Annotated in this window: 16 protein-coding genes; 6 read left to right on the top strand and 10 right to left on the bottom strand. The window is 57.9% G+C overall.

Annotated features, from left to right (window positions below; translation table 11 throughout):
* Position 1 precedes the first annotated feature (1 nt).
* Positions 2-943 carry a 4Fe-4S dicluster domain-containing protein gene (locus SH410x_RS19040; protein ID WP_473669918.1) on the bottom strand — a complete coding sequence of 314 codons (942 nt, stop codon included), beginning with the start codon at positions 941-943 and terminating at the stop codon, positions 2-4.
* Positions 930-1,607, bottom strand: coding sequence for a cytochrome c3 family protein (locus SH410x_RS19035; protein WP_473669916.1), 678 nt, complete (start codon positions 1,605-1,607; stop codon positions 930-932). Before SH410x_RS19035 ends, SH410x_RS19040 begins: the two co-directional genes overlap by 14 nt.
* A 181-nt stretch (positions 1,608-1,788) precedes the next feature.
* On the opposite strand from SH410x_RS19035, the gene SH410x_RS19030 reads away from it, so the two are divergent.
* From SH410x_RS19030 to SH410x_RS19010, 5 genes are all read left to right on the top strand, one after another.
* Positions 1,789-1,962 (top strand): hypothetical protein, encoded by a 174-nt coding sequence (locus tag SH410x_RS19030; RefSeq protein ID WP_473669914.1) that lies wholly within the window; start codon positions 1,789-1,791, stop codon positions 1,960-1,962.
* A gap of 99 nt (positions 1,963-2,061) precedes the next feature.
* Positions 2,062-4,488 (top strand): molybdopterin-dependent oxidoreductase, encoded by a 2,427-nt coding sequence (locus SH410x_RS19025; RefSeq protein ID WP_473669912.1) that lies wholly within the window; start codon positions 2,062-2,064, stop codon positions 4,486-4,488.
* Positions 4,485-5,384, top strand: a complete 900-nt coding sequence (locus tag SH410x_RS19020) for a diheme cytochrome c precursor (protein WP_473669910.1) — start codon at positions 4,485-4,487, stop codon at positions 5,382-5,384. Before SH410x_RS19025 ends, SH410x_RS19020 begins: the two co-directional genes overlap by 4 nt.
* Positions 5,381-6,325, top strand: coding sequence for a 4Fe-4S dicluster domain-containing protein (locus SH410x_RS19015; protein WP_473669908.1), 945 nt, complete (start codon positions 5,381-5,383; stop codon positions 6,323-6,325). Before SH410x_RS19020 ends, SH410x_RS19015 begins: the two co-directional genes overlap by 4 nt.
* Positions 6,322-6,636, top strand: coding sequence for a hypothetical protein (locus SH410x_RS19010; protein WP_473669906.1), 315 nt, complete (start codon positions 6,322-6,324; stop codon positions 6,634-6,636). Before SH410x_RS19015 ends, SH410x_RS19010 begins: the two co-directional genes overlap by 4 nt.
* 208 nt (positions 6,637-6,844) lie before the next feature.
* Here the strand turns inward: SH410x_RS19010 and SH410x_RS19005 are convergent, their stop codons facing one another.
* Together SH410x_RS19005 and SH410x_RS19000 are read right to left on the bottom strand one after the other, a co-directional pair.
* Complete coding sequence (locus SH410x_RS19005) at positions 6,845-8,326, bottom strand: DUF389 domain-containing protein (protein WP_473669904.1); 1,482 nt, start codon at positions 8,324-8,326, stop codon at positions 6,845-6,847.
* Between the two features lie 17 nt (positions 8,327-8,343).
* Positions 8,344-11,511 (bottom strand): vitamin B12-dependent ribonucleotide reductase, encoded by a 3,168-nt coding sequence (locus SH410x_RS19000; RefSeq protein WP_473669902.1) that lies wholly within the window; start codon positions 11,509-11,511, stop codon positions 8,344-8,346.
* A 1,006-nt stretch (positions 11,512-12,517) separates the two neighbouring features.
* On the opposite strand from SH410x_RS19000, the gene SH410x_RS18995 reads away from it, so the two are divergent.
* Positions 12,518-16,183, top strand: a complete 3,666-nt coding sequence (locus SH410x_RS18995; protein WP_473669900.1) for a DUF7133 domain-containing protein — start codon at positions 12,518-12,520, stop codon at positions 16,181-16,183.
* Between the two features lie 56 nt (positions 16,184-16,239).
* On the opposite strand, the gene SH410x_RS18990 is transcribed toward SH410x_RS18995, so the two are convergent.
* From SH410x_RS18990 to SH410x_RS18965, 6 genes are all read right to left on the bottom strand, one after another.
* Positions 16,240-17,208, bottom strand: coding sequence for a UDP-glucuronic acid decarboxylase family protein (locus SH410x_RS18990; protein WP_473669898.1), 969 nt, complete (start codon positions 17,206-17,208; stop codon positions 16,240-16,242).
* 180 nt (positions 17,209-17,388) lie between these two features.
* Complete coding sequence (locus tag SH410x_RS18985) at positions 17,389-18,012, bottom strand: DUF2238 domain-containing protein (RefSeq protein WP_473669896.1); 624 nt, start codon at positions 18,010-18,012, stop codon at positions 17,389-17,391.
* Positions 18,013-18,303: 291 nt separating this feature from the next.
* Complete coding sequence (locus SH410x_RS18980) at positions 18,304-19,149, bottom strand: hypothetical protein (protein WP_473669894.1); 846 nt, start codon at positions 19,147-19,149, stop codon at positions 18,304-18,306.
* Between the two features lie 14 nt (positions 19,150-19,163).
* Positions 19,164-21,089, bottom strand: a complete 1,926-nt coding sequence (locus SH410x_RS18975) for a DUF1592 domain-containing protein (protein WP_473669892.1) — start codon at positions 21,087-21,089, stop codon at positions 19,164-19,166.
* Positions 21,086-22,483: a DUF1552 domain-containing protein gene (locus SH410x_RS18970; RefSeq protein ID WP_473669890.1), complete on the bottom strand. Its 1,398-nt coding sequence runs from the start codon at positions 22,481-22,483 to the stop codon at positions 21,086-21,088. The genes SH410x_RS18975 and SH410x_RS18970 overlap by 4 nt, the downstream gene beginning before the upstream one ends.
* Positions 22,484-22,716: 233 nt before the next feature.
* Positions 22,717-24,768, bottom strand: a complete 2,052-nt coding sequence (locus SH410x_RS18965; protein WP_473669888.1) for a glucuronate isomerase — start codon at positions 24,766-24,768, stop codon at positions 22,717-22,719.
* Positions 24,769-24,830: the final 62 nt, after the last annotated feature.

The following is a 24,830-nucleotide window of genomic DNA, read 5'->3' as shown; positions in this document are numbered from 1 at the left end:
CTTAATCGAAGTAGTAGAAAAATGCCGGCTTGGTGCCAACTTCCTCTTTGAGGATGTAGACGCGTTTGTTTTCGAGAATCCAACGGATGTTGGAATCGGGATCGAGAATGTTGCCGAACACACGGGCGCCCGTCGGGCACGCCTCGAGACATGCCGGCAGCTTCCCACGACGGGTGCGGTGTAGGCAGTATGTGCACTTTTCGACGACGCCGACCGGACGTACGCGGTTACTGAGGTAACTCTGGTCGGGATTGATTTCATCAGCAGGAATTTCGGGTTCCTTCCAATTGAATCGCCGAGCGTGATAGGGGCAGGCGGCTTCGCAGTATCGGCAACCGATGCACCAGTTGTAGTCGACCACGACGATGCCGTCTTCTTCTTTCCAGGTCGCCTTGACGGGGCATACATCGACGCAAGGTGGCTCGTCACACTGTTGGCACTGTACCGGTAGGTAGAACTTATCGTCTTTGGGAACTAAACCCGTGTAGGTTGTCGAGGCCTGGCTCATGTCCATGGTGCCTTTGGGCATCTCGAGGACACGGATGTAGGACTGGTTGGTGGCGCGGTCGTGATTATTTTCTTTGTGACACGCTTCGACGCATTTACCATTGCCGTTGCAAACACTCAAGTTGATCGCATACACGAACTTGGTGCCTGGAATCGGGCGGTCATCGGCGATCGTGACCTCGGCGCCGTACTTTTCCTTCGTCTCGGCTTCCAAGCGAGCGATCACATCGGATTTTTGATCGGGTGACAGTTCCGTGTAGTGCTGTTGCATGAATTCGCCCGCTGACAAATTCTTGGCTGCTTGTCGCAGTGGCGAAACGGCCGCGACAAATGCGGCAGCTCCCAAAGTCGCAAACCCGCCCTTCACTGCGGCTCGACGCGAAAAATTCTCAACAATGGGCAAGGATGGCTTGCTGTTGGGTTCAGTCGTTGGCATGAGAAACGTCTCCCTCGTGCGTGGTAGCGATCGGGGCGTTGAAGCGATCTTTCGGCTTGAACTGGACGATCATCTTGGGGAAATTCGGAGCATGGGGGTCGTGGCAATCGACACAATTGTTCTTCATTTGCGGACCGCGGCTCAGGTCCCAGCTGCCGTTCATGCCGCCGTGGGCACCGTGTGCGTATGCCGTTGCTTGGGGGCCGTGGCACTGCGAGCATAGCGTCATCACGTCTTGGTATTGAACCGAAGTCCCGTCCGCTAATCGCAGCGTGTCAGCGTCCTCTGGATTGTGGCATGCATAGCAAGTGATGTTGCCGTGGTGGAACGTCATGCCCTGGTGAAACTCATCGAGCGTCGCCGCCGATACGTTCTGCGGATTAGGAGTCCGGACGCTATGGCATGTCGAACATGCGACGCTACCGGTCCGACCCTGCGGATCGACACCCGCCAACTCAATTCGCGGCGGTCCCGCAGGCTTGTGAATGATCACAGGAAACGTCTTCGCCTGGGCCGGTCCGGCAGGCTCCTCGCTAGCCTCAAAGTGACTCAATTGGCCCGTCTCCTGGGCGGCTTCTGGCCGCGTCTGTCGTGCAGCAAGCAGCACCATCGACGCGATAACGAAGACGACGCCGGCGAATAACAGGCTGGCAACTCGCGACATGAAATTTTGTCCAAAGAGAGGTTACTTTGTTGCTCGCTAATGTATACACTGAAGTGCATGATAGCGATACCACAGATTTGTTGATCGCAAAGTCTTTTTTTTGAAAGCCATCACCGTGCCCGTGAGCGGACTTGTCGTCACCTTTGCCTCATCGGTTAACGACCATTGCGAAACGATTGGTATGCTTCGTGCCCTTCCCGAGATTGAGGTGGGCGAATCCGGCGGCAGTCGTGTCGCGATTGTCGTTGATTCAGCAACGAAGTCTCGTGATCAAGAAATTTGGAACACGATCGAGCGGTTGCCCGGCGTCGTTGGCGTGGCCGTTGCCATGATTGTATTGGACGGGGATGACTGACGGGGATGACTGACGGGAGGATCGTTGACGATCACTCGACCACCGAGCGTGTCAATCGACCACTGCTACTCAATAACATTTTTCAGGACTCGAAAATTGATGGATACTCAGCGTAGATCCTTTCTGAAAACGACCGCGATGGCTGCGGCCGGGGCGATGGTCAGTGGGAACGCATCTCTGCCCGTCGTGGGTGCCGACCCCGCGGTCGCCGACCTACCTGATGGCGATGGCCTGAATTGGCACAAAGCACCCTGCCGGTTCTGTGGGACGGGATGCCACGTCCAGGTTGGTGTGGAAGACGGTCGCGTGATCGCGATCGCTGGCGATAAAGCCGCGGACGTCAACAAGGGCTTGCTCTGCGTGAAGGGGTACCACGTCGGTGGGATTCTGTATGGCAAAGATCGGCTGACCAAACCGCTGCTCCGCAAAGACGGCGAGTTGACCGAAATCAGTTGGGACGAGGCGATCGAGATCGTCGCTCAACGTATCTTCGACTCGCCCGAAACGTTTGCGTTCTACGGCAGCGGTCAGTGGACGATCCCTGAAGGATTTGCCGCACAGAAGTTTATGAAGGGCGGCCTGAGTAATAATCACATTGACCCCAACGCGCGGTTGTGCATGGCGTCCGCGGTGACGGGGTTTCTGGCAACCTATGGCGTCGACGAACCGGCGGGCTGTTACCAGGATCTCGATGAATGCGACGTACTGATCACGTGGGGCAATAATCCAGCGGAGATGCATCCGGTCTTGTTTTCACGTGTGACCGACCGCCGCTCACGTGGCGAGACGGTCCGGATCATTGACATTGGCACACGCCGTACGCGGACCACCGATGCCGCGAATGACTATCTTGAGATGAAACCGCACGGTGACGTTGCGATCGCCTTGGGCATCATGCACTTGTTGATCGAGAACGATACCTACGACAAGTCCTTTGTGGAAAAGCATTGCAATTTCCGTGGTGCGGAAGAAACCACGCCGACCCTTCAAGGCGAGCAGATCAGCGAAGCAGAGTTTCGGCAGCAGATCGCCAAGTACACGCCTGAGTATGTCGAAGAGCTTTCGGGCATCCCGGTTGAGCAGCTTCGGATGCTGGCCGAACTATTTGGCAATCATGAGATTCGCATCACAAGCTTGTGGTGCATGGGCATGAACCAACACACCATGGGCACCGCGATCAATTCGCTCGTCCACGGCGTGCACTTGCTCTCGGGGCACTTCGGTCGGCCCGGCGACGCACCCACGAGTTTGACGGGCCAGCCTTCGGCGTGTGGAACGGTCCGTGAGGTTGGCACCCTGTCTCACGCATTGCCCGGCGGCAGGGTCGTGGCCAATCCCGAACATCGCGCCCAATCCGAACAATTTTGGAACGTTCGCGAAGGCAGTATCAGCGAGACGCCGGGCTACCACACCGTGGAGATGTTCAAACGCTTTACGACGCCGACATCCGAGGGCGGCGATATTTCAACGATCTTGGTGCAAGTCACCAACCCGGGCCAAACATTGCCAAATTTGAACGCGTTGTTCAACAGTAAACAGGGACTCGAAGACAAATTCTTAATTGTCAGCGAAGTGTATCCGACGGCCACGACGGAGTTGGCGGATTTGATTCTGCCGGCCGCCCTGTGGGTGGAGAAGAACGGGCTCTTTGGCAACAGTGAACGACGCACACAGCAGTGGTTCAAGATGGTTGAGCCGCCTGGTGAGGCACGTGACGATTGTTGGATGACGATCGCCATCGCTCACAAATTGTTTGAGATGGGCCATGAGGGCATGCAGGACAAGGACGGTGAATTTATCTTTGCGGTCAAAGATGATGACGGCAAGGACATTCCCATTTGGGAGTTCGAGCACTACTACGATACCAACGTCGACAAGCATCTTTTCGAAGAGTATCGCCAATTCACGACGATGAAACATAAGAACCTGGCGCCCTATGATGAGTACGTCAAAGCTCGTGGACTGCGTTGGCCGGTCGTGGAACAGCCCGACGGGTCGTGGCGGGAGACGAAGTTTCGGTTTTCAGGATTCGATGATCCCTTCGTTGCCAAGGGGCAGGATTTTGACTTCTACCATTCCTCCTCACATGACGGCCGAGCTCAGATTTGGTTCCATGAGTACCAGCCACCTCCGGAGGTTCCCGATGAAGAATATCCGTTCTGGTTGTGTACCGGACGCGTGCTGGAACACTGGCATACCGGCACGATGACACGCAGACTGGCGCCGCTCAATCGCGCGATGCCGACCGCCTACGTGGAGATGCATCCCGACGACGCGAAGGATGCCAACATTCGCCAGGGAGAGACCGTCACGATCCAGTCGCGACGCGGCGTGTGCGATTTGCCGGTTTGGATCGACGGGCGCGGACGACCACCACGTGGCACCATCTTTGTCCCGTTTTTCGATGAAACGAAACTGATTAATAACTGCACTCTCGAAGCATACGATCCGTTTTCGAAACAGCCCGACTACAAGAAGTGCGCGGTGCGAGTGGTGAAGAAGAAAGCGGCTGAGGCGACGTCATGAGCCGATTGACCCCGATCGTATTTGCTGTCGTGATCGCGGTCGCGGTGATCGGTTTCTTTGTGGGAATCGGTGCCGGAGTACCGCAGCCCGATGGGTTGCACGAGTCATCGCTCACCGACCATGCTTTGGAGCACCAGGCGAGCAGCAACCATAAACTGATTCCCGCACTCAGTTATGCGGAAATCGCAGCGACGGCGATGGGGCCTACCGCAGCGTGGAAAGCGACGCCGCAGGCTCTGCCAGCCTCAGAGTTTGATCTCTACAGCAAGGTCGAGCCCACTGCGGCGGAGAAAGCAGCGTCACTGGAACTGCGTGCATCGCGTCGCGCTTTCAATGGCGCCCCGCCCATTATCCCGCACCCCGTCGAGAACACGACCGACGCGGCTTGCTACGCCTGCCATGGAAGTGGCGTCAAAATGGCGGGACTGCGAGCGAGTGTGATGTCGCACGAGTTTCTAGGGAACTGCATCCAGTGCCATGCATCGATGGCACCGGCCCCATTCCGCGATCTCGATGCGAGTGTGGAAACAAGCTTTGTTGGTTTGCCCACTCCGAAACAAGGCAAGCGTGCCTTTCCGGGCGCCCCACCCACGATCCCGCATTCCCGCTGGATGCGCGAAAACTGCCATGCGTGTCACGGGGGCTCGAATGCTTGGGCAGGCATGGAAACAACCCATCCATGGCGCACGAATTGTACCCAGTGTCATGCTCCGTCAGCTGCTCTCGATCAAGCGGTGAGCGTCGAAACGATCCCCATGCTGCCGCCGCTGGTGACGACCCCAGAATCGGCTACGGCTTCCCCGTCCGACACGGCTTCCCCGTCCGATACCACTTCCGAATCAGAACCCGCCTCCGAGTCAGGACCTGCTTCCGAGTCAGATACGGCTTCCGAATGAAATCGAAGGGGAATCGCGAGCTGCCGCCTAAGGCTCCCCAGACCGCAGGCGCGCGTCGTCCATGGCTGCGGCGGATGCTGGCTGTCCTTCGCATTCCCACTCGAGCGATGGGGTATCTTTTCGGTGCCGGTAGGAAATCTCCGAGTCGACGCGATTTCTTGCAAGGTCGGCTGTGGAAGTTGTTGCCACCCTCGCAATTCGCGCCCTTGGTCACGCGCTTGCCCCCGCCGAAAGAACCGCAACCCGGCGAGCAAGCGGCTCTTACGGGTGAGCAACGCGTTGGAAAGCAGTGGCCGAACGCACCGGCGGCGGGACGGTCGACCGGGGAGCGTTCGACCGGGGAGCGTTCGACGAGCAATCCAGCAAGTCATTTTCCGCCCGTCCCCAAGCCGCGAAGCATCGGCGGTATCAACATTGATCCGGTCCCGCCAACGGATCTGGGGATCACGTCTGTCCCACGCACCATCCCAGTGTTCCGTCCACCCGGTGCCGTTGATGAGCTGCAGTTCCTCGCCGGATGTACCCAGTGCGGTGACTGTATCGCCGCCTGTCCCTACCACGCGATTCGAAAAGCAAACGATCGGTTGGGCCAAGTCTCGGGCACGCCGATCATCGAGCCCGACGTGCAAGCGTGTTTGATGTGCGAGGATTTTCCATGCATCACGTCGTGCAAGCCCGGCGTGCTGACCCGATCGATCGCGCCCGTGATGGGTACCGCACGCGTCACCCCGCAGCTTTGTTTGACCTATCATCACACGACCTGTACCGTCTGCAGCGAGCGGTGTCCCGTCGAGGACGCGATCTTTGTCCAGGATGGTAAGCCGGTTATTAACGAAGGCATCTGCACGGGATGTGGCGTCTGCCGCTACGTCTGTCCGGCCCCCGAAAACGCTATCCTATTGATGCCCGCCTTTGCTCGACCGAGATTGCCCGCATCATGACGCCCGAAGATTTCAATGCTGAAACCCCCGTCGCCGAGATCCTGCAAGCCGAATGGGCCAAGGATCAAGTGCTGCAACTGTTTGCCGATCTCGCCGCGGGTGCGGATGTCCAACACGTCCAACTGAAGACATCGCAATTCAACGGGACGGTATCGTTGACGACCGCGGAAACGGCATTTGCCGACAATCAGGCTCTTGCGATCCAGGTTCGCTACCTGTTCGAAAGCGAGATGTGGTGCGACACGATCATGCCGGGCGATCCCACAACAAAGATCATCCGCAACCGTGTGCCGACACTACCGCAATCGTGAGCCGCGATTGAGAGGCGTCCATGTGTGGCCATGATATGGTCGTGGGCTTCATGGAAGCCATGTTAGCATCGCGTGAACAGCAAGTGGATCATCCGACGAATTCTCCCGTAGCCACCGTCGGCAGACGGTTTGCCCCCACGCTCTGGCGAGCGTAGCTACGTCCGTTTTCTTCACGCGATGCCTCGTCTTATCGATGTTGCCGAGGAGCCTAAAGAAACAGACGCTCCAGGTGGAGCATCCACACCAGCACCAAAAGTATGATCGTCAACAATACCACGGTCATCCGGGTGGCCCACTTGTTGCCCTTGTTTTTAGCCACTCCACCTTCGGTACGACCGGGTGCGGAGGAGACGACGCGTAGTCCTCTCGCATACAGGACGAACGAGGTGCCGATCATGATCGTGAGTACGTTCACACTGACCAGGAGCAGCGGTCCGAACACGGGCCAACCTTGATCCGTCACATGCCAGACGCCGAAGGCGGCTTGCAAGCCCGCAGTCGCGATCGGTGGCACGAGCGCAGCGGCGATGGCCGCCCCGGCCAATGCGGATGACAAATGGCTGCGAGTTCGCGCGTACGATGCGGCCATGCCGCCGACTAACCCCACACAAAAATCTAAAGGCGAGGGATTGCAGCGACTCCACATTTCCTCGGTCACCACGGGTGCTTGTAGCATGCGGACGAGCAACCCAAACAGGAAACTCGAAACGAAACCACCTGCAAAACCGATCCCGATGGTCAGACACGAGGTTTGGAATAGCGGTCGGTTGCCCTGGGCCAACGATAGGCCGGCGCCCATGATGGGTGTCATCAGAGGTGCAATCAACATCGCGCCAATGATCACCGCCGCCGAGTTTTGCAACAACCCAAAGGCCGCCAACATGGCAGCAGCTGATATCAAACCCAAGAATTCCCAGTTGGGTTGGGAGCCTTCGGAGAGCGATTTCGCCAGCTCCAAGCGGGCGTCGCGATCCATCGGCTCGGCCACGTGGCTGGCCCAATAACGCACCCGCGTCAACAGCGAGCGATCCCAACCCTGCTTCGCACTGACCAACGCAACGGATGCTTTCGACGATTGACCGAGCAGTGCCAGAGCGAGTTTGTAATAGGGTTCATGCGAGGGTGATTTCTCAAATGGAATCCAGATGAGATCGCCCTCGTCACATCGCTGTTGCTCTCTACGCAGAGCATGCTCGACTCCAGCGTCCGGTGCACCGGTGACGTCGGGCAACCAGACATGCTCGAGCTGCAAGCTTGGTGCGATGCCCAATAGCCGACGAGAAATAGTGCTGGTGATGGGGTGCAGTGCATCGTCGAGCGAGAAGAGATGGTTCTCACGATCCGGCGGCGGCGCCTTCACGCTCAGCCAAACCGTTTCCACGCCGCACCGCTCGAAGACCGCTGCTTGCAGACGATCATCGTCGACATCGTCAACCATGATCAATAATCGGCACCTCGCTGTGTCCAATCTCGCCACCACGGTATCAACATCAGCGGCGATCGTTTCCACCGTGACCGCGTCACTCCCCTGCTGCTGCATGGCGGACTCGACTTGCCGTGCCAATGCACGATGGTCCACTCCCAACACCAACGCATTGGCAGTGCAGTCCAGAACATGGGCAAATCGATACAGCCAGGGCAACCCGTCGGCCAGCTGCCTTTGCGAGCCGACGAGTAGAGTGACGTTCATTTCAGCGAGTTCCTGGCCTAGCTGCAGCCCATCGAATTGCCACAATTGTGGCACAGGTAGCAGTTGCCGTTGCGGACCGTGATGCTGCCGCAGTTATCGCAGCTTGGTGCATCGGTTTGGAATCGCGAAAACTGATCCGCTTGACCGCCCAAGTTGATTTCTACCGATCCGTTGGTAGGAGCCACGCTGATATGCGATCCATTGCTGCCACCTGTCGTGGCCATCAAAATCGCTCGCTCAGCGATCGCCACCGCGGCACTGGCGTCGTTCTTGAGATCACGCATCACCGAATTGGTTTCTTGCATGGCACCGGATTTCGCGACGACTGGGGCGACGACGCCATTGTCTACCTTGGCACCGCTTAACAGCTCGCTGCCGGTTGCCACTTCGGGACCGTTACCGGGTGAGGCGGTGGCGACATGGTCATATCCAGACATGAAGGTGATGCCGAGCCAACGGGCGATATAATCGACCACGCTCTTGGCAATCCGGATGTCTTTGTTGGTCGTGTGCCCCATCGGTTCAAAGCGGGTGTGACTGAACTTGTTGACGATCACGTCAAGCGGCACGCCGTACTGCAACGCAATCGACAGTGCGGTACCGAAGCTGTCCATGATTCCGCCGATCGTCGAGCCTTCTTTCGCCATCGTGATGAAGATCTCGCCGGGGCGACCGTCGGGATACAAGCCCACGCACAGATAGCCCTCGTGGCCTGCAATGGAAAACTTGTGAGTCAGGCTTTGACGGGTGTCGGGCAGTCGTTCGCGGCTTGGCTTGTAAACGATTTTTTCGACGATTTTGGTCTCGACTCGCACCTCACCGCCGGTTTTCGAATCATTCTGTTTGGTGTTGAGCGGTTGCGACTGTTTGCTGCCGTCGCGATAAATCGCGATCGCCTTCAGCCCCAGTTCCCAGCCCCAGAAATAGGCATCAGCGATGTCTTGCGGCGTCACATCGCTTGGCATGTTGACGGTTTTGGATATCGCACCGGACAGGAACGGTTGTGCCGCCGCCATCATCGTGATGTGCGCCCGCCAGTTAATACTGCGGACGCCTCCGGCTGGTTTGAACGCACAGTCGAATACGCTGAGGTGCTCGTCCTTCAGACCCGGTGCGCCTTCGATCGTGTCATTCTCATCGACGAATTTGAGGATGGCATCGATCTCGATTTGATTGTATCCGAGCGTCTTCAGTCCTAGCTTGACCGTCTGGTTAACGATCTTGAGCATCCCGCCACCGGCGAGTTGTTTGTATTTCACCAGTGCGATATCCGGTTCGATACCGGTCGTGTCGCAGTCCATCATGAAACTGATCGTGCCCGTCGGTGCCAGCACGGTGGCTTGTGCGTTGCGGAAACCGTACTTCTTGCCGATCTCGGTAACCTCATCCCATAGTTCCGCGGCAGCAACCTTCAGCTCCGGTGGTCCATCGTCGTTGATTTCGTTGCAGGCATCGCGGTGCATTCGCATGACGCGGTTCATGGGCTCTTCGTTACCGGCATAGCCATCGAAGGGTCCCACGACGGCCGCCATCTCGGCGCTGGTGCGATTGGCTTCGCCGTGCAGCAGAGCGGTCAATGAACCGCACAGGCCGCGGGCGGCATCGCTGTCATAGGCCAGGCCTGATGTCATGACCACGCTGCCCAGGTTCGAGTAACCGAGGCCGAGTGGGCGATACATGTGGCTGTTCCGCGCGATCGGCTCGGTCGGATAGCTGGCGTGGTCGACGAGGATCTCTTGGGCGATGAAGAACGTGCGTGCTGCAGCACGGAATCTCTCGACATTGAAATGGCCGTCCTGCCCGACGAATTTCATCAGGTTGATGCTCGACAGGTTGCAGGCCGTGTCATCGAGGAACATGTATTCACTACATGGATTCGATGCGTTGATCGCACCGCTGTTGGGGCAGGTGTGCCATTTATTGATGGTGGTGTCGTATTGCACACCCGGGTCACCGCAGTGCCAGGCGCACTCGGCCATTTTGTTGAGCAGTTCCTTGGCATCATATTGAGGTGCCGCTTGAGTCGGTTTGTCCGTGATCCAGCGGGTCTGCCACTGTTCACCCTTGCGGACCGTCTCCATGAATTCGTCCGTCAACCGCACCGAGAGGTTCGCGTTCTGGAAACACACGCTGCTGTACGCTTCGCCGTTGAAGTTCGATTCGTAGCCTTCCCGGATCAACGCGTGAGCTTTCTTCTCCTCGGCCCATTTGCACTCGATGAACTCGAGAATGTCTGGATGCCAGACTTTGAGCGATTGCATCTTGGCAGCCCGTCGGGTCTTGCCGCCCGATTTCACCACACCGGCGATCGAGTCATACACCCGCATGAACGACAATGGGCCCGATGGCGTGCCGCCACCGGAGAGTTTCTCGCGTTGGCTGCGGATCGTCGAGAGATCCGTCCCCGTGCCGCTACCGAACTTGAACAGCATCGCTTCGCTGCACGCCAATCGCATGATGTCTTCCATGTTGTCATCGACACTTTGGATGAAACATGCCGAGCCTTGCGGATACTCATACGGGTTTTCCGGTTGGTCGGTCGTTTGCCGTGTGGCGTCCCAGTGCCAATTGCATTTCGCTCCCGTCACGCCGTACTGAGGGTGCAGGCCAACGTTGAACCACACCGGGCTGTTGAACGCACCGTGCTGGTGCAAGCACAACCAGGTGAGGTCGCGATAGAAACGTTCGCCGTCTTCGGGGGTGTCGAAGTATCCGTCGGCCAATCCCCAGTCCGAAATGGTGCGGGTGACGCGGTGAACCAATTGACGAACGCTGCGCTCACGCTCGCCCTGAGTATTCGGATCGCCGTAGAAGTACTTCGAGACGACGACGTTGGTCGCCAACTGACTCCAGTCCGAGGGGACTTCGCAATCGTTCTGTTCAAACAACGCCTTGCCCGACTCATCTTTGATCGTCGCGCTGCGCAGGTCCCACTGGGTTGTCGCGAAGGGAGTCCGACCGTCGTCGGGGCAGAACTCAGATTCGAACTTCAGCCCTGCGCGATCTCCTCGTGGCGCAGCATTGAACTTCGTGCGGGCATATTCCACACCATGCTGCGAATCGACTTTCTCGAGGGCGGGGTCATTGTGGGCCGTGTTCGTCACATCCTGTGTTTGCTTTTTCGCCTCGGCGGTTTTGCGGGTACGGGTGGCTGCGTCAGTTTGGGTCGGCAAAACAGTGGACATGGTTGGGTCACAGGCTCCGGAAAGAAGGCATCCTTGCGGCAAACATCCTTGCGATTTCTTTCAGCAGAATCGAATGTTGCAGCGGACGGAGAAAAAACGTTTCAGCCGACGCACACGAAACAGCTTCTTATTTCCCCGGCATGGGGGGGCAGGCCATTGGTACCGGTGGCTAAGCAGAACAGGCAAAATCGATGCAATCGCATTTGCTAGCACTACCGGTAGTGGCTTCCATGCCCTCGAGGCACTACATGTGGACGACGAGGAGAATGTTATGCTTTTCTGAAGCGATGTCAATCAAAATTTTTGAAGTGACTTAACTCACGCACGACATGGAACTTGCGCTTCGCTCCCCGCCATCGCTCGGTTGTGTTGAGTGTCTCGTGAGTCAGCGTAAAGTGTTTGTCGGAATGTACTTAGGGGATTCATGGCGATGTGGCAACGTACCGGTGGTAAACTTGTCGGGAATCGTTTTTTTCGCTTTCTTTCGCCAAACAACGCCTAAACAGGACAATTGGTCGGGCAGATCGGTTCGGTGGAGTTGTGATATGGGTGCGCAGACCACCCCTCTTGCCGCGGGTAACGCTACCCGCTGCTCTCCGCCCGATTCGCCCGCCACCCCAGGCTCACCCACCGCGGCTTCCGGGAAATTGGCACCCATGCCAAAACCCGCCCGTCTCAGTTCGTAGGCGAGGTCAGACCGCCTGTCTGCAAAAGTGCTGTGTCCCTGCGTGTACTGTCCCTGCGTGTACTGTCCCTGCGTGTACGTCCCATGGTTCGTAGGCGAGGTCAGACCGCCTATCTGTAAAAGTGCTGTGTCCCTGCGTGTACGTCCCTGCGTGTACGGGGGGAGCCCGGTGTGTCCTGTTTGGGACGTGTCAAAACGTCCCATACACAATGTCGACCGATTGATTACAGTTGAGTGAACTCTCGCTCCTCCTCAATATCGCGTCTCTTCGGTTGGACGTGTCTTTGAAATCCCACCCTCCGCCGACTCCCAGCTGCCAACATGACGAGATATCTCTCGACGGCGTTGCTCGCCATTGTTTCGTTGACCACGCTCTCGCCACAGGACCGCGTGTTCGCTGCCGAGAAAGACTCCCGCCCGATCCGTGCGCTCCTGATCGCAGGCGGCTGTTGCCATGACTACGGCTCTCAGCAGTCCGTGATCGCTGAGGGCATTCAGGCCCGGGCGAACGTACGCGTTGACGTTTACTGGACCGACAACTCGACGACGACTCCCGTCCTGCCGCTCTATCGCAAACTGAACTGGGCCGAGGACTACGACGTGATCATCCACGACGAATGTGCTGCGGACATCAAAGACGAAGCGTTGGTGAACCGGATCGTGGCCATTCACCAAAAAATCCCCGCCGTGCACTTGCACTGTGCCATGCACAGCTTTCGCACGGGCACGGATGCCTGGTTTGCCCACTTGGGGATTCAGTCGAGCAGTCACGGGCCACAGGAGCCCATCGCCATCGACTTCGTCGACCCTGATCATCCGATCACTAAAACCAGCCACGATTGGACCACGATCGGGGAAGAACTTTATAACAACGTCAAAGTCCTCGGTGCTCACCCGTTGGCGATCGGCACCCAAAAGATTGGCGGAACCAATCCACGCACCGAACAGGCGATCGTGGCCTGGACGAACCAGACGCAAGGTGCCCGTAGTTTCAGCACCACGATTGGGCACAATACCGAGACGGTCGAAGATCCACGTTATCTCGAACTCGTCACCCGTGGGCTGCTGTGGTCGTGCGGCAAATTGAACGATGACTACCTCACTCCCTATCAAGGCGAGAATGAAACGACGTTCATCGATAAAGAGAAGTACCAAATCCCAGAAGCGACGGACCTCGGCAACATCCCCGCAGACGCGACCTTGGTGAAGATGACGGCCTCGAGTACGCAACCGGGCCATCCGGTATATCACGCGATCGACGGCAAACCAGCGACCCGGTTCTGTGCCAGCAACGGCGGCTTTCCGCAGTGGTTGCAGTTCGAGTTTGAGCAACCGCATTCGTTCGATGAGATCAAGATCGTGTGGGAGGATCGTGAGACCGCCTACCAGTACCGCGTCGACGGTTCGGTCGATGGGAAAACGTGGACGACGTTACTGGACCAGTCCGAAAACGAAAGCCGCGGCCCATCGACCCTCAAAATGCAGGACACTCCGGCAGTCAAATTCTTGCGAGTCGATGGAATCGGTAGTTCCGGTGGCAAATGGTTTAGCATGTGGGATGTCCAGCTGATCGGTGACGGCGTGGGCACGCTGTGGCCTGCCGACGTCAACGCGGAGTCCGACAAGTTCGTGCCGCTCGCCGCTGACCGTTACCAAAACCAAGGCAACAGCCCGCCGCGGATTGAGAAACTGACGCCCGAGGCTGAAGCGGACATTCTCCGCGATGTCCGTGTCCCGGACGGTTTCACCGCGACCGTGTTCGCGTCACCGCCGGCGGTCAACTATCCCGTATTCGTTGCCGCGGACGTCGATGGAACCCTGTACGTCAGTTCCGACGGCAACGGCTCGCTCGGTCGCAATCCGGAACGGGGACGTGTGATCCGCCTGCGAGATCTCGACGGGGATGGGCGTGCCGATGAGACGAAAGTTTTCTGCGAAGTCGACGCCCCCCGCGGTCTGGTGTGGGATCAGGACCGGTTGTACTTGATGCACCCGCCGAACCTTAGCGTGTTTTTCGATCGCGATGGTGACGGTGTCGCTGACGAGCAGAAAACATTGGTGAAGGGACTCGCATTCGACTACGCCGATCGGCCTGCCGATCACACGACCAACGGGCTGAGCCTGGGGGCCGATGGTTGGCTGTACATTGCCGGCGGTGATTTTGGATTCCTCGAAGCCGAGGGCAGTGACGGAAAGAAGCTCGTCCATCGCGGGGGCGGCGTGATCCGCGTCCGGCCCGATGGATCGGACTTGCAAATTTATTCGGATGGTACCCGGAATATTCTCGAAGTCGCGATCAGTCCGGAGATGGAAATGTTCGCGCGCGACAACACCAATGATGGTGGTGGCTGGGACGTGCGACTGCATCACTTCACGGGGATGGAGAATCACGGCTACCCTCGGCTCTATAAGAATTTCAATGACGAGTGCGTCCAGCCACTGGCCGATTACGGCGGCGGTTCGGGCTGCGGCGCCGTCTACATTGACGAGCCTGGTTTCGGAAAATGGAACCACGCTCCGTTCACAGCCGATTGGGGCACCGGCTCACTTTATCGCCACACGGTCACCCCCAGCGGGTCGACCTATCAAGAGTCCGCCGCTCCCGAGTCGTTTATCAAGATGACGCGTCCGACGGATGCGGATGTCGATGGCAATAGCCGTGTGTATTGTGCGAGCTGGAAAGGTGCGACGTTTAACTGGGCTGGACCCGATGTCGGATACATCGTTTGCGTCCGTCCCGACGACTTCACGCCGCCCCCGATGCCTGCATTCACGTCGGCCAGCGACGACGAACTCATCGAGGTGATGGATTCGCCGAGCTACCGTCGCCGCATCGCGGCGCAGCGAGAATTGATGCGCCGCGGAAATCCAGCGGCCGAGAAACTGCTCACCGGCGCCATTGCGAAACGCAGTCCAGAACGCAATTTGCTGTTGCACCTGCAAACCGATGCCACCGATCAAGAATGCGTTGCGGCGCTGACGCATGCGGATCCCGTCGTGGTCCACACCGCGATCCGGTGCCTCGCCGCTCGTGGTGCCGCACCGCTTTGTTTGGCAGCTTTGGACTCCATGGGCGACGCGACTGCGACCCAGGGATTGCTGCGAGCACTTGCGATGATGCACACGCCCGAAGTGGTCGATGGGTTGATCGCCAGATTGCCTGGTGCCGATGCCGATCAGACATCCAGCATCGTTGCAGCTCTATGCCGATTGCACAGCCAGGAAGCGGTCTGGAAGGGTGATTCCTGGGGAACCCGCCCCGACACGCGTGGCCCATACTACGAGCCGGTTACCTGGAGCGAATCGGAAAAAATTGCTGCTGTACTGCATCGCGTGCTGCCGGAGCTCGACCGCAGCGTTGCCGCCGATTTGGTCCGCCGGCACTACTACTTGGGCAAGAACGTTTTCGATCCGGGGGATACTGAGCCCGCCAGCGCCAAGCCGGTCGCGCCAACTTGGTCACCCGAAGAGGTCGCGTTACTCCAGGAATTGATTCCGGCCGACGCCGCCAAAATCAGCACGATGACGCTCGACGATGCCGCCCGCCAAGCGGTCAGCATGCAGGGCAACGTGGAGATGGGGCGATTGATGTTTACCAAGGCAAACTGTGTCGCCTGTCACACGGTCTCGGAGGCCGAGGAGCAAAAAGGCCCTTACCTCGGCAGCATCGCAAAGACCTACAAACGCCCCGATCTCGCCGTTGCCGTTTTACAGCCCAGCAAGACGATCGCGCAAGGATTCGTGACGAATACGATTCTGACCCTCGACGGCGAACTGCTGACCGGTTTCGTTACCAACGAACGCAGTGAGCAAGTCACCCTCCGCGATCAAAACGGGAAAGAAACGACGATCGCCAAAGCGGACATCGATTTCCGCAAAACGTCCGAAGTCTCCGTGATGCCCACCGGTGTACTCAACGACTTCACCGTCTATGAGTTCGCGTCATTGCTGGATTACCTCGAGTCACTCTCGAAGGAGTCCCAATAACGCGTCGTGGGAATGGCGGCGGTCATGATCCGTCGGTAGACGGATATCAGGTCGCCCTAGGAATAGTTGGGCGTCGGCGGTCGATAGTCGCCGAGGTTGATCGATTGAAACCACTTGATCGTTTGTTTCAGACCATCGTCGAGTTTGACGGTGGGTTCCCAGCCCAGGTGTTCCTTCGCCAGGGAAATGTCGGGGCGGCGGCGGGTCGGATCGTCTTCGGGCAGAGGGGCCAAGATCAACTTGCTCGGCGATCCCAATAACGCGATCACTTTCTCGGCCAATTCCCGAATCGTGAACTCGTCGGGATTCCCGATATTGACTGGGCCGATGAAGTCATCTTGATTCATCATTCGGATGATGGCTTCGACGAGATCGTCGCGGTAGCAGAACGAACGTGTTTGTGATCCGTCGCCGAACAGTGTGATATCTTTGCCAGCGATCGCTTGGCGAATGAAATTCGACACGACGCGGCCATCATAGGGGTGCATCCGTGGGCCGTAGGTGTTGAAAATCCGTACGATCCGAGTGTCGACATTGTTGCTGCGGTGATAGTCCATGAATAGCGTTTCGGCCACGCGTTTGCCTTCGTCGTAACAGGCGCGGATGCCGATCGGATTCACATTGCCGCGGTACGATTCGGTCTGCGGATGCTCCTCGGGATCCCCGTAGACTTCGCTGGTACTGGCTTGCAAGATCCGGGCGCCGCAGCGTTTCGCGACGCCGAGCATGTGAATCGAGCCGAGCACGCTGGTTTTGATCGTCTTGATCGGGTTGTATTGGTAGTGCCCCGGCGCGGCGGGACAGGCCAGGTTATAAATTTTGTCGACCTCAAGGTGGATCGGCAGCGTGATGTCGTGGCGGAGCAGCTCGAAGTTGGGGCGATTGAGTAGATGGGCCACATTACTCTTTTGACTGGTAAAGAAATTGTCCAGGCAAATCACGTCGTGGCCGTCGTCGACGAGCCGCTCACAGAGGTGCGAGCCGAGAAAACCAGCGCCGCCGGTGACAAGAATTCGGTCAATCATGAATCGCTTTCGAGAATCGAGGAAGACAAATATCGTCGCGAACCAAAACGCTTCTGTCTACCGGTCAGCAACGACAAGCAAGCCCGCTGGCGATCACTCGTTTGGGCCTGGATATTTCACCAACCGCCAGGACGCAAGCGGCGGACGCCCCGGCAAAGCTCGTGGCTTTTAAGGGAGCGATCACGACTCGTCTGCACCGGACACGGGTGCCCAGCGAGCGATAAGGGGCACGCATACGATCGCTCCCAACCACGCCAGAGCCAGGTCCTTCTGAGCATCCCATAGATCGCCCTGTTGTCCGTTATAGGACTCCGCCATCGCCGGCGAAAACAACATGGATATTTGCCATTCCAGGATTTCATAGATGGCACCGATCGCCAGGACGCCAGACATGGCGATCAAGGCCGCCGGGAGCGGACGGAGACGGCAAAATGATTGCAGGAAATCAGATAGGATTGGTAGCCCCAGCGCGCCCGATGCGAAGTGGACGAGTCGGTCGTAGTGATTTCGCTGCCAGTCAAAGGTGTCCGAAAGCGTGTGTCCGGTGATCGTCCGGGCCAGTTCGTCATACGGCACGTACGAGTAAATCCATCTCGCTCCAATGATGTGCAGCCACAGAAATGCGAGACTACAGCAAAACGACGCCGACGAAGGGCGATACTTCACGACAGCAACGACCAGCATCGCAATACCGATCAGGGTCGGGATGTGCTGCAGAACCAGTTCACGTGGATACGGTGCGGAAATGAACGAAATCGGCACCGCAAGTGCCGTCAAACCGATCAATACAATTCGTTGGATCATAAAATTGAACTCTTCCGCAACCAGAGAAGCGGGCTTGGGAAGGGATCATCCTGGTGCCTACCTAAGATAGCCTAAAACCTGTCCCGCGACGCATTTTAAGCGTGTAGGGCCGGTTCCACCGGCCACATGCGTAGGTTTTTCGGCTCGTTGGGTGGGCGATGACGCCGAGGTGCGCGGTCGTTATTCGCGGGATGTCCCCCGTAGCGGCCGGCCGGTAGAACCCGCCCTACGTGCTCTCATTGGGGCATCAGCAAAAACTCCTGCTGAAGAGCAAAATCTGGTGTGGTCCGATCAGTTTGCTGGCTTAAGTACATTGTAGTGGGAGTTGAATCCTTTCTGCCCCCACCGAACCTCCCAGACGACGTTCGATTGATACTCCACCAGTGCATTGACGACCGTCATGCGGGCGAAGCATACATACCACGATTCCTCTCCTGCCGCGTTCTTCCTCGCCTCCACCAGCATGATCACTTCGGGGTCGGTGCCTTGAACGAATGCGAACATCGCTCCATCGACAATCCCTTCGGGGAGCTCTTGAAAATCAAATCGATACAGCGGAGTCGTCTGAAGACGCAGCAATTTGTTGGGTTTGTCGGAGAATTTGAGCGACGCGTGATAGAGTCCCGCGACGCGTCGCATCTGCACCAATCGCATGGACGGTGTTTTTCCAACCGGAATGTTTGCAGGTACCTGCTGCCATTGGATTGCATCATTTTGCGGTTCCCAGATGAGGCGACCATCCCGCCTCCCAGCCAGCTCGTCGACAGACAGCGACTGAAATTCATGCTCGAAATTGCCAACCGAGTCCGTCGCGTAGGTACACATCACCAGCTCAGGACGGCCGTGGAACGTCCACACGAACAAAGCTCCGGCGGTCGTCTTGCGTTCCGGATTGCTCCAATTGGAGACCGGGCGATCGAGCAATTCGAGCTTGTCGCCTGAACGGGCAATCGTAAACTGAAAATTGCCAGCGGATTGTTGAAAGCGATCTCGCATGGATGAAATATCCGGTTCGCCGGACGGCTCGACGGGCGTCTCAATCTCCTGCGCCACAGCGACGGATTGAAAAAACGCCAAGATCAGTATCGTCGTGGCAAAAATTCCAATCACAGAGAGCAAACGAGAGACTTCATTCATGATGTGTTCTTTCGTTAAAAATCGGGGTTCCGGCGATGGGTGAATGGCAGACTCGTGACGACGCCAGCGACAATATCGCCGAAACGATATCCATCGGTCTTCGTCGCCAACAGGATTTTGTCGATCGCGCATTGGTCATCGCGAGTTAAGCCGCGACCGAGGGCGTAGATCATCAGCGACTCGGTGAGGGATTGAGCGAATTCGCGGTCGTGTTGCTTCAGCACTTCTTTCAGTTCCACGACGCCTGCAAATGGTTCACCGCTGACCAGCGTTCCTGATGCATCGATGGCGATCCCATTTTCGCGGTCCCGCCAGCGTCCGATGGCGTCATAGTTTTCCAAGGCAAAACCGAGTGGGTCCATTTTAGCGTGGCAGGCCGCGCACTGCGGGTCGCTGCGATGACGCTCCAATCGCGCGCGTGTGGTCAGTGGTTGATCGGACGGCCCCGCCGCTTCGAGCGGAGGCACGTTCGGTGGTGGTGGCGGTGGGGGCGTGCCCAGCAGCACCGAGGCAATGAACTTGCCGCGTTTGGGCACGTTCGTTCGCGCCGGGTCAGATAACAAAGTCAACATCGCTGCGGACGTTAATACCCCACCACGAATCCCGCGATTTTGCGACGCCAGCTCCACTCTCGCGAACCCGTCACCCGCAGGCAGTGGCAAACCATAGAGTTCAGCGAGCCGGTGATCGATATGGAGATAGTCAGCATCAATCAGTTCGAGAATCGATCGGTTCTCACTGACGATCTCACCGATCGCGCGCCGAACTTCACCCCTCATCGAATCCTTCAGCTCGACGCTAAATTTCGGGAAGGTTGCGGCGTCGACGGGGTGTGATTCCAGCTCCGAGATCGACAACCATTGCTCAAAGAAACCCGTCAGCAATCCATCGTGCTTCGCGTCTCGGAGCATTCGCCGAGTTTGATCACGCAACCGATCGTCGCTGGACAATTTGCCGCTACCGGCGAGCTGCAAAAGTTCATCGTCAGGTCCCTGCGACCACAGAAAGAAACTCAGTCGACTCGCTAGATCATAATCGTCGACGCGATAGACGCCGGTTTGATCGGGCCGATCGGCTTCGGCACGCACCAGAAACCGTGGTGAAATCAAAACGGCGATCAGTGGATACTTCATCGCTTCGACATGTGACCGACCCTGTGCGATTGCCGCCTCGTAGATTCTCATCGAGCGATCGATGGTCGGATCATCGGCAGCGAGGGGACGGCGGAACGCACGCGAGCCAAATTCAATCAGTCGCTCACGGGTGGACGCAAGGTCCGGATTCGGATCATCCGAATCCGCGCCGAAGAGGTTGCTGTCGGTAGCGTTGCCGCTGCCTGCTGAGGCGATCAAGCGATCGATCGCTTGTTCGGCGGCACCGTAGTACTGGGTCACCAAGACCGGATCCATCTCCAGTGCAGCGGCATTATTGAGAAACCCGAAACTATTCGGATCCGGAGGGAAATCGTCCGCGATGTCGATCGGCAGGCTCAGCAATTCCGAAAGGCACCGGTTGTATTCAAAATGGTTGAGCCGCCGCACGCTCGGCACGCCCGGATCGAGTTCGCCTCCGCAGCGATCTTGATCCAAAGTCCGATTGAGGAATTCGAGCAACAGTTCGCGGTCTTCTGCGTTGGGTTGCCGCTTATCTTCAGGGGGCATCGCTCCGGTTTCGATCTGCTCTCGCACACGGTCCCAAAGCTGAGCATTGTCAGCGATCATGCGCGGGTTCTCGTCGGATTGCAAATCGATCTCCGACGATGGGTCAACCCGGCCGTGGCAACGAAAACAGTAGCGGTTGAATAGCCCGAGAATGCTCTGGTCGAAAGACTGTTTCGTCTTATCGAGTTCCGGTTGGGCATGGGCACGCGACGCCGCCGTTGACATGCCGAGTAGGGTGAACAGCACACATGCGATGATCAATCGAAAGGATGCATTCACGACAGGTCCAGCCTGCCGGTGCTGTCGCCGAAGGTGGCTCGGTTGACGCCCGCACGCTGCAGCATGTCGACGTAGAGGTTGCAGATCGGCGTTTTCTCTTTGAGAGCGATATGCCGATTGCCACGCAACTGTCCGCTCGCTCCACCAGCGACTAAAACCGGCAGGTCATCATGGTTGTGTCGATTCCCGTCGCTGATGCCACTACCGTACAGGATCATGGTGTTCTCGAGCAGAGATCGCTCACCCTCACGCACCGCATGCATCTTTTCGAGCATGCGGGCGAACAGTCCGATGTGGTGGGTGTTGATTTCAGTCAATTGATTGAGTTTCTCTTCGCGACTCTCATGGTGCGACAAAGAGTGGTGCGCCCCTTTGATCCCGATCTCGCGATACTGCCGACCCGATTTCTCTTGCGAAAACATGAACGAAGCCACGCGGGTCGCGTCGGTTTGGAACGCCAGCACCATCAAATCGGTGAGCAGTTCGACATGTTCCGGATAGCTCTCGGGGATGCCGCGTCCATCGGGGATCGACACACGGATCAGTTTGCTGAAACCATCGGGGCAATGATCGTCAATCTCGTCGCCGAAGGCTTCCGCGTGGTGCGTCCGATTCGAGTCGTTTGCGGTGGCGATGCGTCGTTCGACGGCGCGAAGCCCTTCGAGATACTGTTCGAGTTTGCGTCGATCATCGAAGCCGAGTTGACGCTGCAGGTCGCGTGTGTCCTCTCGGACGAGATCGAGCACGCTGCGCTGCAAACTGTCCGCCGGTAACCGGGCCGACCATGATGGGTCACTCAATTGTCTTCGCTGCGGCGATGCGCCGCCGAACAATCGAGCGAATACTAGGCGGGGATTGACCTCGAGCGGCGCCGGCGTCGTTTGGCTGCGCCATGACATATGCGACAGATACGTGCCGCTGTAGCCATGGTCACCCCGGTGCGACGGATCGATCCCGAGCGCCAAGGAATCGACACGGGTGCGAACACCGACCTCGCGGGCAACCAATTGGTCGACCGAGATGCCTCCCACTTCAGGTTCTTCGGAGTGCTTGCATTTCTTGCCAACTAAAAATCCGCCGCCGGCTGGTTCGTGAGCGGCACCTTTGCCGTTGCAGTGCTCCGCCGCCAGATTGCTGATCACGGTAACGTGATCCTTGACTGTTTCAAGCGGTTTCAGGATCTTGGGTAGCGTCGACAGCCGCCCCGAGCCTGCCGGCCGCCAGTCGTCCATCCGCACTCCGTTGGGAACGTAAAAGAATGCGATCCGCGTCGGCGGTTGGCCGGCCGCGACGGCACTCGCCGAGGGGCCCGCCATGGCGTCGAGTGAAGGTAATGCGATCGCGGTGCCAAGACCGCGCAGCATCGTTCGCCGAGAAAGTTGGAGTCGAGACATCGCAGGGCCAGTGGGATTGGCGGGTGGGGGAGCGGCAGATTGGTTGCGATGAGTAGCCGAACCTCTCCGAGATACGGCTACTCAAGACCGCATTTGCTGATGACGCCTCATTATATGGCAGATCGGCGGCGTTCGCTATCGAAATCCCCCCACTGGATTCACCCAGCCCAAAAGGGAGGGCGCGCGAGTTGGCTCAGGGGACCCTGCGATAGGCCGATCTCCACGAACCGTTCCTACTTGTCCTTGTCTTCTTCATCCAGCCAATCGAGTTGGAAATCATCCGCTTCGAAGTCGTCCGATGTGGTCTCAACCGCTGCATCCGGCGCCCTGTCGTCACCCTCCTCGTCAGCTGCCGGCCCGGAATTGAACCGGTATTCGCCCGTCAGGGGATCGGGTTTGAGCTGCAGAGATTCGTCATCGGGCGAGAATGAAGTCTCGCCGCGCAGTTGTTTGATGTGGGGCGTTTGCTGAGTGTCGGTGTCGTCATGAGCACGATCGTCTTCGGACATCAAATCGCCCACATCAAGTGCGACGTCGTCGAGAGACGATGCGATCGAGGCCGCATCATGAATGGTCTCCGCAGACGGATCGACGAGTTCGACGTCGTCGAGATCGAGTTCGTCAATCTCATCGTCTGCCGGCAGCGGGTCGAGGTGTGCCTCGAGTACATCGACACCAGAGAGCCCCCGCGAATCGTCTTCCAGGTCGGTTATCTCGTCGCTCTCGGTCGCATCGGCAAGCCGTTCATCGGATGCGGAGAAATCGTCATCCGCCCCAGCGACAACAGTCTCCTCGACGACCGTGGCGGCGGCTTCTTCGACATCATCGATCACATCCCAGCTGCGTTCCTCCATCGAGAGTTCACCCTGATCGGCCTCCGCCTCACGCTGGGTCTCGATTGCCGTTAAAATGGCTGGCGCCAAGGGCATCGTCTCGGCGGCGAGGGATTCGGAATCGTCCGACTCGGATTGCTCATGAACGCGTTTTGGGAAAATCTCTTCCGTATTGCCCTTGAGCACGGTGCGACCGAGTTCGACGGCACGCTCGATACTCCAGCCACGGTCACGGACAAATTGGTCCGCCAATACGCCGGCCAGGACTTTGCGGTACATATTGAATTTCGGCCACACAAACTCGAGCTTGTAAGCGTCGCTGTAATACCCGATCAATTTATTCTGCGGGACTGCTTCGAGACGGGCGGCGAGGTCATGGGTGATCGTCGAGGGCGTGTTGCTGTACCACCAATGCCCGTTGGGAATCACATTGGGAAAGATCCATGCGTAGCTGACGAGTTCTTGGTTGGTCACGCTCGCGAGCACGGACACGGGAAACTTAACGTCGGCAAAGGTATTGAACAGCTCGCGGTATTGGATCAGCGATACGCGTGAATCAAATAGATCTTGGCCTTGAAACACACCGTCGGTGTAGACCTTGCGATTGACGCCGATCATCAAATCGAAGGGCAGCTGAAACTCGTCGCACAACTCAGCGAGCGTCCAGAATATGCGGCGTGACAGTGCGTCGTGATGGCTCGCGTCAGCACTCGCTCCACGACGCAGTACGGCGTCGAGTGCCGTCTTGGCGCGACCGTCGGGGACGGAGGTTGGCGTGAACGAGGGCGGCAGTGAAATGGCACATGCGCGTGCTCCGCGTCCGACAAAATGCACGAACAAAGCTCGCAGACTCGCTCGCAAGCTCTCCAGGGTTCCGTCGAGTTCAACGCCCGTGCAGGCGGCTAAACGCTCGCGAACGTTCCGGTCGGCGAGGTGGAACACAAGATCGTCGGTGCGCAGGCAGGGGATGTAGCGATCGGAATCAAAACCCGCCAGATCGTCGTCAAAGTCGTTGGTTAAGAAGACGGCTTCGATATTCGATTGATCGAGCACCATGTCGGGCCACTGCGCCGACGACATGATCGATTCACTGCGATCGTAGAGCGATTCCCAGTTGTTGGCATGCAATCGATCCTCGTCAAAGCCGAAGAACATCTTGCAGATTTCGATCAACCAGCTGTACTGAACCGTGTTCTCCAACGGCGCCAGCCGGCCGACGAGCCGCTCGACGAGCTCCTTGGGCCCAATCGAACCCCCTTCAATCTGCGACTTGGGCATGCCGGCGGAGTGCGCCAGTTCCGTGTAATAGTGGTAACCGAGCACATCGGCCAGCGTCCTCGACGCGGGGGAGTGGGGGTTGATGTGCGTGTGGGGGTCGGTCAGTCGCAGCGACGCCAGCTCGCTATAGATATCCGTTCGAGCAGATCCGGGTTGGCTGAAGGCGTCAGACATGTCAGGTTTCAATCACGCGGGGGTGTTTTTTCAAATGGAACGACCCCTCTTAAGATAACTAC

The organism is Rhodopirellula sp. SH410 (assembly GCF_055811895.1).
The sequence above is the reverse complement of the archived record's forward strand: the minus strand, read 5'-3'. Positions and strand labels throughout refer to the sequence as shown.